The 13,275-nt window shown below is 64.0% G+C and carries 11 protein-coding genes; 9 read left to right on the top strand and 2 right to left on the bottom strand.

What is annotated here, in order from left to right; translation table 11 throughout:
- Positions 1-40 precede the first annotated feature (40 nt).
- The 7 genes from htpX to ACODTJ_RS15260 all read left to right on the top strand — a co-directional run bounded on the left by htpX (position 41) and on the right by ACODTJ_RS15260 (position 8,152).
- The gene (gene htpX, locus ACODTJ_RS15290; RefSeq protein WP_454654512.1) at positions 41-970 is read left to right on the top strand and encodes a zinc metalloprotease HtpX; all 930 of its coding nucleotides are present in this window, start codon (positions 41-43) and stop codon (positions 968-970) included.
- Position 971: 1 nt separating this feature from the next.
- Complete coding sequence (locus ACODTJ_RS15285) at positions 972-2,336, top strand: RsmB/NOP family class I SAM-dependent RNA methyltransferase (RefSeq protein ID WP_488849295.1); 1,365 nt, start codon at positions 972-974, stop codon at positions 2,334-2,336.
- Positions 2,337-2,420: 84 nt separating this feature from the next.
- Positions 2,421-4,139, top strand: coding sequence for a heparinase II/III family protein (locus ACODTJ_RS15280; protein WP_454654510.1), 1,719 nt, complete (start codon positions 2,421-2,423; stop codon positions 4,137-4,139).
- Between the two features lie 101 nt (positions 4,140-4,240).
- Positions 4,241-5,833 carry a bifunctional phosphoribosylaminoimidazolecarboxamide formyltransferase/IMP cyclohydrolase gene (gene purH / locus ACODTJ_RS15275; protein ID WP_454654509.1) on the top strand — a complete coding sequence of 531 codons (1,593 nt, stop codon included), beginning with the start codon at positions 4,241-4,243 and terminating at the stop codon, positions 5,831-5,833.
- Between the two features lie 74 nt (positions 5,834-5,907).
- The gene (locus ACODTJ_RS15270; RefSeq protein ID WP_488849293.1) at positions 5,908-7,086 is read left to right on the top strand and encodes a low temperature requirement protein A; all 1,179 of its coding nucleotides are present in this window, start codon (positions 5,908-5,910) and stop codon (positions 7,084-7,086) included.
- Positions 7,087-7,240: 154 nt separating this feature from the next.
- Complete coding sequence (locus ACODTJ_RS15265) at positions 7,241-7,537, top strand: Arm DNA-binding domain-containing protein (protein ID WP_454654507.1); 297 nt, start codon at positions 7,241-7,243, stop codon at positions 7,535-7,537.
- A gap of 72 nt (positions 7,538-7,609) precedes the next feature.
- Positions 7,610-8,152 (top strand): recombinase family protein, encoded by a 543-nt coding sequence (locus tag ACODTJ_RS15260; RefSeq protein WP_454654505.1) that lies wholly within the window; start codon positions 7,610-7,612, stop codon positions 8,150-8,152.
- A gap of 151 nt (positions 8,153-8,303) precedes the next feature.
- Here ACODTJ_RS15260 and ACODTJ_RS15255 read toward each other — a convergent pair whose 3' ends face one another.
- Both ACODTJ_RS15255 and ACODTJ_RS15250 read right to left on the bottom strand, forming a co-directional pair.
- Positions 8,304-9,272, bottom strand: coding sequence for an NADPH:quinone reductase (locus ACODTJ_RS15255; RefSeq protein WP_454654504.1), 969 nt, complete (start codon positions 9,270-9,272; stop codon positions 8,304-8,306).
- A gap of 119 nt (positions 9,273-9,391) precedes the next feature.
- Entirely contained in the window at positions 9,392-10,375 is a 984-nt protein-coding gene (locus ACODTJ_RS15250; RefSeq protein ID WP_454654502.1) for a winged helix-turn-helix domain-containing protein, read from the bottom strand.
- Between the two features lie 748 nt (positions 10,376-11,123).
- Here ACODTJ_RS15250 and ACODTJ_RS15245 point away from each other — a divergent pair.
- Complete coding sequence (locus ACODTJ_RS15245) at positions 11,124-12,161, top strand: helix-turn-helix domain-containing protein (protein ID WP_488849290.1); 1,038 nt, start codon at positions 11,124-11,126, stop codon at positions 12,159-12,161.
- An 869-nt stretch (positions 12,162-13,030) separates the two neighbouring features.
- Entirely contained in the window at positions 13,031-13,243 is a 213-nt protein-coding gene (locus tag ACODTJ_RS15240) for a hypothetical protein (RefSeq protein WP_488849289.1), read from the top strand.
- The last annotated feature ends 32 nt before the right edge of the window (positions 13,244-13,275 follow it).

The following is a 13,275-nucleotide window of genomic DNA, read 5'->3' as shown; positions in this document are numbered from 1 at the left end:
GCGAGGGCCTGCGCAAACACGCGCTCGAGAAGGGAATTCGATGAACTACGTTCGCACCGGCATGTTGATGGCGGGCCTGACGGCGCTCTTCGGCGCGGTCGGCTATCTGCTCGGCGGCGGGGGCGGCATGCTGATGGCGCTCGGCTTTGCCGCCGTCACCAATCTCTTCAGCTACTGGAATTCCGACCGGATGGCGCTCGCCGCCCATAACGCCCAGGAGGTCGATGAGCGCACAGCGCCCGAGCTCTACGGGATGGTGCGCGATCTCGCCGCCCGCGCGAACATGCCGATGCCGCGCGTCTACCTGATCCAGGAGGACCAGCCCAACGCCTTCGCGACCGGCCGCAACCCGCAGAACGCGGCCGTCGCCGCGACCACCGGCATCCTGCGCACGCTGACCTATGAGGAACTGGCCGGCGTGATGGCCCACGAGCTCGCCCACATCAAGAATCACGACACGCTGACCATGACGATCACCGCGACCTTCGCCGGTGCGATCTCCTCGCTCGTCACCTTCGGCATGTTCTTCGGCTCGCGCGACAACCGTCCCAATTTCATCGTCCAGATCCTGCTCTCGATCCTCGCGCCGATGGCGGCAGCCCTGATCCAGATGGCGATCTCGCGCTCGCGTGAATACGAGGCCGACAAGCTCGGCGGCCAGATTTGCGGCAATCCTGTCTGGCTCGCCGATGCGCTCGCCAAGATCGCGGCCGGCGTCCAGCACATCCCCAGCGAGACAGCCGAGGCCAAGCCTGCTACGGCGCACATGTTCATCATCAATCCTCTGACCGGCGGCGGCATGGATAACCTGTTCTCGACACATCCCGACACCGGCAATCGCATCGCCGCCCTGATGGAGCAGGCGCGCGCGCTCGGCATCATCAGCAGCAACGCGGGCGCGGGCTTCACTGCCCAGGCCGACAACAATCCGTGGGGCAGCGCCCCGCGCCAGCCCGGTCCGTGGGGCTGAGATGGCCGCCCAATCCTCCTCGCGCGGCCCAGCCCAGCCGGAAACGCCTCCCAAGCTCGACGATGCCCCGGGCATGCCGGCTCGCCGGCTTGCCGCCGCCGTCATCGACGAAGTCCTGCGCGCCGGCGTCGCGCTCGACGAGACCCTGGAGCGGATGCTGCCGGAATCCGGGCTCGATGCCGCCGATGCGAGCCTTGCCCGCGCCATCGCCGTCACGGCCTTCCGCCGCCTCGGCACGATCCAGCAGGCGATCGACGCGCGCCTTGACCGGGGCAGCCCGCGCAAATCCGGCCCGTTCGAACCGATCATGACGGCCGCCGCCGCCCAGATCCTATTCCTCGACGTGCCCGACCACGCGGCGGTCGATATCGCCATCCGCCAGCTGCATGAGGATCCACGCTCGGCCCGCTATGCCGCGCTCGGCAATGCGGTGCTGCGCCGCCTCGCCCGCGAACGCGACGCGGTGCTTGCGGAGGCGCGGGCGGAAGTCTTCGGCGATACGCCCGATTGGCTGGTCGAAAGCTGGTGCACGGCCTATGGCGAGGACACTGCGGCCGCCATCGCGCAAAGCCATCGCGAGGAGCCGCCGCTCGACCTCAGCGTCAAGGCCGATCCTGCCGGCTGGGCCGAAAAGCTCGACGGCATCGCCTTGCCGATCGACTCGGTCCGCTTGCGCGAGCGCCAGGCCATCGCCAGCCTGCCCGGCTTCGACGAAGGCGATTGGTGGGTCCAGGATGCCGCCGCCACCCTGCCGGTGAAGCTGCTGGCTCCGCAGCCCGGCGAACGCATCGCCGATCTCTGCGCCGCGCCCGGCGGCAAGACCGCCCAGATCGCGGCTACGGGCGCCAACGTCACCGCGCTCGACCGCTCCGGTCCGCGCCTGCGTCGCCTCAAGGCCAACCTTGCCCGGCTCGGGCTCTCCGCCGAGGTCGTCACCGCCGATGCCGCGAACTGGAAAGCGGAAGCCTTCGATGCCGTGCTGCTCGATGCTCCCTGCAGCGCGACCGGCACCATTCGGCGCCACCCGGACGTCGCCTGGACCAAATCGCCTGAGGATCGTGACCGTCTTGCCACCCTGCAGGCCCGCCTGTTCGACGCCGCCGCCGCGCTGACCAAGCCGGGCGGGCGCCTCGTCTACTGCACCTGCTCGCTGGAGCCGCAGGAAGGCGAGGAGCAGACCGCGGCCTTCCTCGCGCGCAATCCCCAGTTTCGTCGCGAGCCCGTTCGCCCCGAGGAAATCGGTGGTTTGGCGGAAGCAATCGACGGGAACGGCGATATCCGCACCTTGCCGCATCAATTGCAGGGCGAAACCCCGCGCCTGTCGGGATGGGCGGGATTTTACGCAACCCGCCTGATCAGGCTATGACGGAGCCGGGATTCGCGCGGCGCACTGCCGGGCCCGGACACGGAGTCGACGGGGGATTTGAGCGGGTGGGCTGAGCGACGGGGATTGGCCCAGGCCGCGATCGGACGGGCGGCGCGGCGGACCCGTGGCCACTTCGTCGGCGCGACCCGCAAGCTCTGGCCCTTCGGCCGCAGCAGTGCCACCCGCCTGCTCTTTGCTCCGCATGACCTGCGCACCGCCGACCCGACCACGGCCAGCGATTTCTATGCGGGCTACTACGCCTTCGCCGGACGGATGCTGCGCAGCCATGGTGAATCGCCCTTCGACGCCACGCCGCCGAGCGATGCCTGGGCCGAAGCGCTCTACGGCTTCGGCTGGCTGCGCCACATGCGGGCCGCCGACACGGCCATCGCCCGTGCCAATGCCCGCAGCCTCGTCGAGGACTTCATCGCCCGGCGCCGCGACCGCCACGACATCGCCCGCCGCCCGGCTGTGGCGGCGCGCCGGCTGATTTCCTTCCTGTCGCATTCGCCGTTGCTGCTGGAAGGCGCCGATCACGTCTTCTACGAACGCTATCTGCGCCACATCTCGCGCCTCACCGACCGTCTGAGCCTGGCCCTGGCCGGAGCCGTCGAGGGCGCCGACCGCCTGAACGGGCTGATCGCCGTCGCCTTCGCCGCAATCTGCCTCGACGGACAGGATAGCCGTCGGCGCCGGATCGAAACGCTCCTCTCGGAAGAGCTCGAGGAGCAGATCCTGCCCGATGGCGGTCATCTCTCGCGCAATCCGCGCCTGCTGATCGAATTCCTGCTCGACCTGCTGCCGCTGCGCGAGACCTTCGCCGCGCGCGGCGTCGAGCCGCCGCGCGGGGTGCTGACGGCGATCGAGCGGATGATGCCGCATTTGCGCCTCTTCCGGCATGGCGACGGGGCGCTCGCCCTGTTCAACGGCATGGGCACGACCCCGCCCGACCTGATGGCGACGCTTGCGGCCTATGATGACGCGCGCGGCCGCCCGACCGAACACGCAGCCTATTCCGGCTATAGCCGTCTCTCGGCCGAGCGCAGCATCGTGGTGACCGATGCCGGGCCGCCGCCGCGTGGCGCCTATTCGGTCGAGGCTCATGCCGGCTGCCTCGCCTTCGAGTTCTCCAGCGGCGCCCAGCGCATCATCGTCAATTGCGGCGCCAGCCGCTTCGGCCCGCCGGAGCTGAAGCTCGCCGCCCGCAGCACCGCCGCCCATTCGACGCTCGTCCTCGACGATCGCTCCAGCGCGAATTTCGGCATGGTGCTCGGCGAGATGCGCGTCGTCTCCGGCCCCCGCGATGTCCGCGTCGCCCGCCAGGATGGCGCGGACGGCGCCGAATGGGTCGCGAGCCATGACGGCTATCGCCGCAGCCTCGGCGCGACCCACACCCGTCGTCTCCTGCTGGCGCGGGACGGCGCGTCCCTGGCCGGCGAGGACGAGGTCGCCCTGACTGGCACGCGCACGGAGCTCGCAGCCGCCCTGCGCTTCCACCTGCACCCGAATGTCCGCGCCAGCCTCGTGCGCGACGGCAGTGGCGCGCTCCTCGCGCTCGCCTCGGGCGAGGTCTGGAGCTTCGAGGCGGGCGGACTGACCATCGTCATAGAAGAGAGCCTTTTCCTGGCCTCGTCCGACGGGCGCCGGCGCACCGAGCAGCTCGTCATCGCCTTCGATGCGGTCGCGACCCCGCGCGTCAACTGGCGTCTCAGCCGGATCAGCGCCGCCAATCCCCGCGCCGGCAAGACCGTCGCCGCCGCGATCGCCGAGCGCGAGGCCGGGGAACCCGCACCCGACGCGTGACGGTTCTGCGACGGCGGCTTTTGCCTTTTGCAGCGCAGCATGATAGCCCGCGCGCGTCTGCCGAAACTGCCTTCCTGCAATCAAAGCCGGACCTGATCCCGATGCCGAATGAGCTTCGCCGCGTCGAACGCGCGCTCCTTTCCGTTTCCGACAAGACGGGTCTGATCGACTTCGCGCGTGCCCTCCACAAGCTTGGCATCGCGCTGGTCTCGACCGGCGGCACCGCCAAGGCGATCGCCGAGGCCGGCCTGCCGGTCAGCGATGTCTCCGACCTCACCGGCTTCCCCGAGATGATGGACGGCCGGGTCAAGACCTTGCACCCGAAGGTCCATGGCGGCCTGCTCGCCATCCGCTCGCATCCCGAGCACCAGGCCTCGATGCTCGGCCACGGCATCCAGCCGATCGACCTGCTGGTCGTGAACCTCTACCCGTTCGAGGCGACGGTCGCGGCCGGCAAGGCCTATGACGACTGCATCGAGAACATCGATATCGGCGGCCCCGCGATGATCCGCGCCGCTGCCAAGAACCATCACGACGTCGCCGTCGTGGTCGAGCCGGCCGACTACCCCTCCGTCCTCGCCGATCTCGAGGCCCAGAAGGGCGCGACCACGCTGACGCTGCGCCGCAAGCTCGCCCAGAAGGCCTATGCCCGCACGGCGGCCTATGACGCGGCGATCTCGAACTGGTTCGCCAATGAACTGGGCGATACCGCCCCGGCCTTCCGCGCTCTTGGTGGCGCACTCGCCGAAACGATGCGCTATGGCGAGAACCCGCATCAATGGGCAGCCTTCTACCGCACCCCGGAAAACCGCCCGGGCGTCTCGACCGCACGCCAGGTCCAGGGCAAGCAGCTCTCCTACAACAACATCAACGACACCGACGCCGCCTTCGAATGCGTCGCCGAGTTCGCGCCGGAAGCCTCGGCCGCCTGCGTCATCGTCAAGCACGCCAATCCTTGTGGCGTCGCCGCGGGCGGCTCGCTGCTCGAGGCCTATGAGCGCGCGCTCGCCTGCGACCCCGTCTCGGCTTTCGGCGGCATCGTGGCGCTGAACCGCAAGCTCGATGCGGCTGCCGCGAAGAAGATCGTCGAGGTCTTCACCGAGGTCATCATCGCACCCGACGCCGACGAGGAGGCGATCGCGATGATCGCCGCCAAGAAAAACCTGCGCCTGCTGCTGACCGGCGGCCTGCCGGATGTCCGCGCGCCCGGCCTGTCGCTGCGCACCGTCTCCGGCGGCTTCCTCGCCCAATCGCGCGACAATGCCGTCGTCGACGACATGGCGCTCAAGGTCGTGACCAAGCGCCAGCCGAGCGAGCGCGAGCTGGCCGACCTGCGCTTCGCCTTCCGCGTCGCCAAGCACGTCAAGTCGAACGCCATCGTCTACGCCAAGGACCTCGCCACGGTCGGCATCGGCGCAGGCCAGATGAGCCGCGTCGATTCCTCGCGCATCGCCGCCTGGAAGGCCGCCGAGGCCGCGAAGGCGGCAGGCGTCGCGGAGAGCCTGGCCAAGGGCTCAGTCGTGGCGTCGGACGCCTTCTTCCCCTTCGCAGACGGCCTGCTCGCCGCGGCCGAGGCCGGCGCTACCGCGGTGATCCAGCCCGGCGGTTCGATGCGCGACGACGAGGTCATCAAGGCCGCCGACGAGGCCGGCCTCGCCATGGTCTTCACCGGGCACCGCCACTTCCGCCATTGACGGCGGCGCAGGCTGCGGGACACCCTCGCTGACGGGCCGCGCGCGAAAGCGCGCGGCAGGGGACAGGGGTCTGCATGGCCAAAGCTCACAAACCCGGCGCTCTGCTCAGGGAGCGCGTCGAACACCAGCATGCGAGAGTCAGCTATGTGGAGCTGTTCTTCGATCTGGTCTTCGTCTTCGCGATCACCCAGATCTCCCACACGCTGCTCGAGCATTTCAGCCCGCTCGGCGTCGCGCAGGCCGCCTTCCTGCTCGGCGCCGTCTGGTGGATCTGGATCTACACGAGCTGGGTGACGAACTGGCTCGATCCCGAGCGCCCCCCGGTCCGGATCCTGCTCTTCGTCCTGATGTTGCTTGGTCTGGTGATGTCCTGCGCGTTGCCGGAGGCCTTCGGTGCGAACGGCCTCATCTTCGCCGGCGCCTATGTCACGGCCCAGCTCGTCCGCTCGCTCTTCACGATGGTGAGCCTGAAGGACGCCTCGCCTGCGAACCACCGCAACTTCCAGCGCATCACGATCTGGCTGTGCTGCTCGGGCGTCTTCTGGATCGCCGGCGGGCTGAACGAAGGCCCCATGCGCTTCGGGCTCTGGCTGATCGCACTCGGCATCGAATATGTCGGCCCGACCGTTGGCTTCCGTGTCCCGCGCCTGGGCCGCTCGCTCACCAGCGACTGGAATGTCGAGGGCGGCCATCTCTCCGAGCGCTGTGCGCTCTTCATCATCATCGCGCTCGGCGAGTCGATCCTGATCACCGGCGCCACCGCGGCGAAGCTGCCGGTCACGGCCGCCAATCTGACCGCCTTCCTGAATTCCTTCCTGAGCTCAATCGCGATGTGGTGGATCTATTTCCACATCGGCGCCGAGCGGGCGAGCCACCATATCGCCCGATCCGACGATCCCGGCCGGATCGCGCGGATCGCTTACACCTACCTGCATGTCCTGCTGGTGGCCGGCATCATCCTTGTCGCCGTCGGTGACGAGCTGGTGATCGCCCATCCCGGCGGCCACACCGATGCGAAGACGGCGATCGCCGTGCTTGCCGGCCCGGCCTTCTACCTGCTCGGCAATCTCCTGTTCAAACGGGTCACGGCCGGCTGGTATCCCCTCTCCCATCTCGTCGGGCTCGGCCTGCTCGCCGTACTGACACCGGCCTGGACGGTACTGCCGCCCCTCGGCTTCAGCCTCGCGGCAACCGCGATCCTGATCCTGGTCGCGGCCTGGGAAGCGATCTCGCTGCGGCCGAAGGAGGCCTGAACCATGCACATCATCAATTTCATTGGATAATCGGAAAGAGCCCTCTAGAGCATCTAAATGGGCCGAGTTTACATGATATCTCTGCATTAGCCCGCAATGGCCCTTGCGATTTCGCCACAGCCTTGCAGCTCTTCTGTAGCTGCTGGAGATTGTCATGGCGAAGCGGAGCTCGATACGAAACACGAAGAGCGTGGTGGTCTCCCTTGGTCCAGGCGAAGATGCCTGGGACTCCGAGATCAAAGGCTTCGGCGTTCGATGCCAAACGAAGGGCAGGTCGTATGTCCTGAAGACGACGATCAACCGCCGGCAGAAATGGATTACGATTGGGCCTCACGGCTCCCCTTGGACGCCCGCGACAGCCAGAGCCAGAGCTTTAGAATTCCTGGGTCGAACTGTTAAAGGAGAAGACCCTACAAAGACGGCCGAGCAAGAGACCGTCACAATCAAATAATTTCGCAACGCAGGCGGGGCCTTTGATAACTGAGCGCTTTTCCGTTGCATAAACCTGCTGCATAATGATCGCATGATTTACGGCTACGCACGCGTCTCGACCGACAATCAGACCCTAGAATCCCAGATCGAGGCTTTGAAGGCAGCAGGCGCCGACCGCATCTTTCAGGAGAAGGTGAGCGGCGCCAAAACGGACCGTCAGGAACTCAAGCGAGCACTCGCCAAGCTTGGCAACGGCGATATGCTGATGGTCACGAGGCTGGATCGCCTAGCACGCTCGACCCGCGATCTTCTCGACATCCTGGATCGAACCGCGAAAGCCGGCGCTGGCTTCCGCTCTCTAACGGAAGCGTGGGCTGACACGACAACGCCGCACGGCCGTCTCGTCACGACGATCATGGCTGGGTTCGCCGAATTTGAGCGTTCATTAATTCTGGCTAGAACGAGCGAAGGGATCAGCAGAGCCAAGGCACGCGGCGTAAAGCTCGGCCGACCATTCGGAATGACCCACCATCAGCGGCAGGAGGCCCTGGCCAGGAAAGCTGCCGGCGAACCTGTTCGAGAGATCGCCCGGAGCTACAATGTGAGTCCGAGCACGATATCGCGGCTCCTCTAACGCCGCACGACGTGGGATCGCAATCGACAGGCGGCATGGGAGACTGCGCTGGGTGATCTAATCGATGTAGGCGACACCGATAGGAACTCTTCGACAATCAGGAAGGGGCCGCAGGATCGAAGGCGCAAGAGATCGCCTAGCCACGCTGCGATTACTCGATTTTGACGATGACATTCCCAATCGTTCCGCCCTCAACCGCTTCATGCGCGGCGGCGGTTTCGCTGAGCGGGAATGTCCGTCCGATACGGGCAACCGCTTCACCTTGAGCAAGAGCGCGCGTGACGCCCGCCACTGCGCGTTCTCGCTGCTGCGCGTCCAGTTGATAGATCAGGAAGAAGTCCAACTGGATCGAATTGGCGAGGAAGGCGAAGGCGGGAATCGTCGCCTCGGCCCCCGTGCCGTAAACGACGACCTTTCCCTTCGGTCGGAGCACCGCCGGGATCAGGCCGGCATTGGCCGTTAGGTCCATCTCGGTGATGGCGTCGACGCCGCGTCTCCCCGTGATATCAGCAATACGGTCACCCACATTTTCACGCTTGTAGTCGATGCAATGGTCGGCGCCGGCTTCGCGTGCTGCCATCGCCTTGTCCGGTGATGAGATCGTGCTGATCACGGTCGCGCCCCGAGCCTTGGCGAATTGAATGGCGAACTGGCTCACCGCCCCCGCGCCGCCGGATACGAGCAAGGTTGTGCCCTGACCGACCCCGGCAAGCTCGATAGCATGGTAGGCGGTCAGCGCAGGGATGCCGAGAGCGGCTCCCTCCTCGAAGCTGAGTGCATCTGGCAAGGGAACGGCCTGCGCGGCCGGCAGTGCAATGAACTCTGCGGCTGTTCCAAATGGACGCTGCCACTGCCCGTTCCAGATCCAGACCCGCTCGCCAAGGCGTGACTTCGCAACGCCAGGACCAACAGCCTCGATTTCTCCAGCACCGTCGCTATGTGGGATGACCAGAGGGAACGGCGACTTTCGGTGTCCGCGGCTTTTGACATCGGATGGATTGACCCCTGACGCGTACAAGCGCACGCGAACCTCCCCGACTCCCGGGCTTGGAGTTTCAACGTCTCCGATGCGCAGCACATCGCGCGCTGGCCCGTTGGCTTCATAGAATACTGCACGCATCGATCAGTATCCCTCAGCAATGTGAGAGCCTGGAAGAACGATAGCTCTGTGCGGCCCGATCAAGCGCTGGTGACAACCGGACGGACCATAGCGCAATGGTGCTCGCTGTGCCGCGCCGGCTACCACAGAGCAGCTCTTTGCTCGGCCTCAACCAGTGCCCACAACGGGTCGAGGGCGACACGCACGATCACTCCCGTGTCGAAGACCTCGTTGAATTCAAGCCGCCGGTCGCCTGTCATCACGACCTCGCGCTCGCTGTTTGGACCACTGTAGCGAAAGGAATCGCCGAGGACGCGGGCCTTAAAATGGGTCGCGCCAGCCGGCTTGACGACAAGGCTCAGGGCCCGAGGAGGCCCCCGAACTGTAAAGCCCGTCACGATGCCGGAGGGTTCGGCTCCGGTAATGACCAGCATGAATTGGCGGTTCGAATTAACGAACCCGGTGCTGCTGACCCAGATGCCGACGAAGCGGCGATGTTCAGGGAGAACACCACGCCCGATCCGGCTGATCTGGAATGGCGGAAGCGGAAGCTCCTTCTCTGCAGCAATTGCCGCAATCCGCCGCGCGTCGTCTTCTGTGAAGAGAGCGTTGGCTGACGATGGCAACCACAGGTGGGCTGTAAGATATCCAGCTGCGGCCAGGCAGCAGATGATGATGGCGGCCGTCGCCAGAATCGCCCGTTTGCGCTGTACAGGCGACCATAAAACGAGGCGACGGCCAACTGACCCGGCAAACGGGATCTGAGATCGCTTGGGTGGCGGCAGCGAGTCGTGCTCTTTGACCGCGTGGGGGTGGCCGGCGTTCAACAGGTATCCGCGACGGGGTACGGTTTCGATCAGGAGATGATCGGTGTCACCCAGCTTGTCTCGTAGCTCGCGAATGCACTGAACGAGTGAGTCATCCGTGACAGCGACATTTGGCCATACGACCTCAAACAGTTCCCGCTTCGACACCAGCCGTCCAGCATTCTCGGCAAGGTGACGGAGAACCTCGAACGCCTTGGGCCGCAGTGCAATCTCCTGATCGCCCGCTCTTAGGCGTTCGCGCGTCAAATCGAGCGCAAATCGGTCGAACTGTAGAAGTTTCGGAAGCGCCGGGTCCATGGTGCTTAGCTCCCACCCTAGCCCGCTCTATGAACTGCGTCCGCCGACTATAGGCGAAATACCGGCATTCCGTCACCCATTGACCGTGACCAAACGGAGCGCTCTTCGCTATGAACGGCTTCGGAAGCTGCCTTCGCCTGCCCGCCGCGGATTTTGCGCATTGCCAAGCATCGGGATGGAACGCCGACCGTTTCCTGTGCGATCTGAGGTCTGTTCGGCACTTTGTTCAAGGCCGGGCCTTGGACGAGGAGTTCCCTGCGGCTCGCCATGATGAACTTGCCGTGATCGGCATGACGATGCCCTTGTCGCAGCTCGCAGGACCGATCTGGCTAACGAACTCACCGCGGCGGAAGTTCTGCGGAGCAGTGCGAGAAGGCAGATCGACGCATTTCACAGAAGTAGTATGCGTCAAGACGGGGCGGGAGATCTCTCCGAGAGCGGGAAAGAAGCCGCCGACGATCACGATAAACTCTAGCATTACAGCTACTCCAGTTACATTATCCTTTTTCATTCTCTAGGTTTGATTTTGATAATCCTGAGGCGGATCTGTAGCGCAGGAGGCGCTGACGCAGCGTCGCCAATATGTGCTAGGTTTGCTGCGGTGGGGAACGACGCTTTCAACTGCGCTCCAAATGTGCCGCCGAATTTGTCGGTCCGCTGCTGAATTTGTCTAAAATTGCTTGCGTCACGGCAAGGAAGCTGGACGGGGACTCCTATGGTTGCGACCACGAGCACCCCTGTGCTGACAATGTTCGACGTCGTCCGGTCCGAAGCTCTGGAGGATTCGAGCGGCAAGATTCGCGTGATTGAACGGGCCGCACAGTCAAACCGCACCTACACCTACCAATTGCAGGATCGCGCTCTTTGGCGCCCGCGCTTCGAACAGCCGATCTTGACCCTTGCGATACGTGGCGCCGGCTCGCTTCTTGCGAGTTTTGTCGAGAGCAGCTTCAGCACCGAGGTCACCGTCGACGGCGATGAAGGGAGCCTGTATTGTTTCACGACGATGCTCGCGGGCCACATTACCTTGGAGCAAAAGGGAAGATCCACGACAGCCACGCAACAATCTGGTCTCGCCTGGAGGCCCGGTCCCGGCGGCCGCCTTTTAATCAGCGACGATAACGCGCGCACCAATGTTTTCTTGAAAGCGACGGATATCGAGAGCATGCTTGAACACATGCTGGATGAGCGGCTGCGTCGGCCGCTCATTTTCGAGCCCAGCCTCGATTGGGGCACCGGGCTTACAGCCAGCCTGAAAAGCCAACTCGATTTCGTCACACAGGAATTTCAACGACGGGACGGTGTTGCCAATAACCCAGTCGCACTTGCGTCGCTAACGGACCTACTTGTCTCGCTGATTTTGCGTGGCACCACTCATAACTACTCTGATCGACTCGCAAATTCAGCCGGAAATCCAATTCCAGCCTACGTTCGACGCGCGGAAGACTTCATGCGCGCCCACGGCGCGGAGCCTATCCGTATGTCACATATCGCTGCGGCCGCAGGCTGCAGCTTGCGAACCTTGACGACTGTGTTCAGGCATTTTCGCGGCAGCACCCCTTTGGCTGCATTGCATGCTGTCCGGCTTGATCTAGCGCATGCCGATCTTGCCCGGGGTATGCGTGACGCCTCAGTCGCTGCCGTCGCCCGCCGATACGGTTTCACTAACACGACACGCTTTAGGGCTGCCTTTCGTCGCCGGTTCGGTGAAACTCCAATTGAAATCGCCCGATATGCGTCTATTCAGACGGCGCCGGCCTCCGCCGATCTGTCAAAAGACGAATGACCTGTTGTGGCTTGATCGATCTTGGCAGCGCGTAAGGGCTGGGCCAGCATTCACCGGCCGACAAGCTCTCAGAGAAGTAATTGAGACAAGCGTCTCCTTGAGGATCCAGCTTGCTGTTCGGCTGTTTCCTCAGAATCTCTGTCCACATCTCCCACGTCCCTCGCGCGAACGATATCCTAATATCCTTAGCGGGGAACATCTCCGCTTCGGTTCCGGCTGCAAGATTTCGCGCGGCATGGACAAATTCGGCAGTGGGCCGACAAATTCGGCGACGAACCTTCGTTCACTACCAAAAGAACTTCTCCCCTGTCGTCCAGCATGACACGACTTTCGGCGAAATATCGGCATCCTTTCGCTTCTCCATCATGACCTGACGAAAGTTTCGTTGCTACGAAGGCTAACGGCAACGGAAGAGACAAACCCAGCCCCAGCTCAATCCAAACGCTTGCACTCAAAGAGGCGCAAATGGGACGATCTTCAGTGTTCGCTATATGCGCCTGCATCCTATGGGGCGGCCTCGCGGAGGGGGCGCAATCGACGACGCGTCAGGCTCGGGCCTGTGTTGCCTGGGACAGGGAACTCGCGCGGATGCTTGAGCGGAGCGAGTTATTCGGCCTCAACACCGCAGAGCTACGTGAAGGCATTCGCGTTGAAGCATTCAAGCTGCGAGAACGATGCCTCCGCGACATCAGTATGGCTTCCCTCAATCGCTATGTCATGCTCACGAAGCTTCTCTACGATGATGAAGCTGACGAGGTCGAATCTTTCAGTAAAGACCAATTATACTTAGATTAACTCATCTAAATTTGATACAATTTAGAAATTTGATTCATTTTTGCCGCTATCTGCATCTTCTGCAGGTGAGTGCCATGGGAACGGCCAGACGGAATCTATTCTTTGGTGCAGCATTACTCGCAGCATCCATGAATGTTGAAGCGCAGGCGCGTGACGAGACAACGGAGCGCCTGCGTCTCGGTTCCGGCTTCGAAATCGTCATCGGGGAAAGCCATCTTGATCCGGGAGGGCGGTTACTGGAGGCCCTCGCGACGTGGGTCGGTGTGTGTTTCGGCGTGCAAGTTTGACCCCATGAGGCGGGGGATCGGCGTCCAAGTTT

This window comes from Allobosea sp. FG18, assembly GCF_057809495.1.
This window is presented reverse-complemented; position numbering and strand designations above follow the sequence as displayed.

What these genes read in the sequence shown, in the direction of transcription:
- ACODTJ_RS15270 (WP_488849293.1), top strand. Translation starts at nt 5,908, where the DNA reads ATGGCCAAAGCTCACAAACCCGGCGCTCTGCTCAGGGAGCGCGTCGAA.
- htpX (WP_454654512.1), top strand. Translation starts at nt 41, where the DNA reads ATGAACTACGTTCGCACCGGCATGTTGATGGCGGGCCTGACGGCGCTC.
- ACODTJ_RS15240 (WP_488849289.1), top strand. Translation starts at nt 13,031, where the DNA reads ATGGGAACGGCCAGACGGAATCTATTCTTTGGTGCAGCATTACTCGCA.
- ACODTJ_RS15260 (WP_454654505.1), top strand. Translation starts at nt 7,610, where the DNA reads ATGATTTACGGCTACGCACGCGTCTCGACCGACAATCAGACCCTAGAA.
- purH (WP_454654509.1), top strand. Translation starts at nt 4,241, where the DNA reads ATGCCGAATGAGCTTCGCCGCGTCGAACGCGCGCTCCTTTCCGTTTCC.
- ACODTJ_RS15245 (WP_488849290.1), top strand. Translation starts at nt 11,124, where the DNA reads ATGTTCGACGTCGTCCGGTCCGAAGCTCTGGAGGATTCGAGCGGCAAG.
- ACODTJ_RS15265 (WP_454654507.1), top strand. Translation starts at nt 7,241, where the DNA reads ATGGCGAAGCGGAGCTCGATACGAAACACGAAGAGCGTGGTGGTCTCC.
- ACODTJ_RS15250 (WP_454654502.1), bottom strand. Translation starts at nt 10,375, where the DNA reads ATGGACCCGGCGCTTCCGAAACTTCTACAGTTCGACCGATTTGCGCTC.
- ACODTJ_RS15255 (WP_454654504.1), bottom strand. Translation starts at nt 9,272, where the DNA reads ATGCGTGCAGTATTCTATGAAGCCAACGGGCCAGCGCGCGATGTGCTG.
- ACODTJ_RS15285 (WP_488849295.1), top strand. Translation starts at nt 972, where the DNA reads ATGGCCGCCCAATCCTCCTCGCGCGGCCCAGCCCAGCCGGAAACGCCT.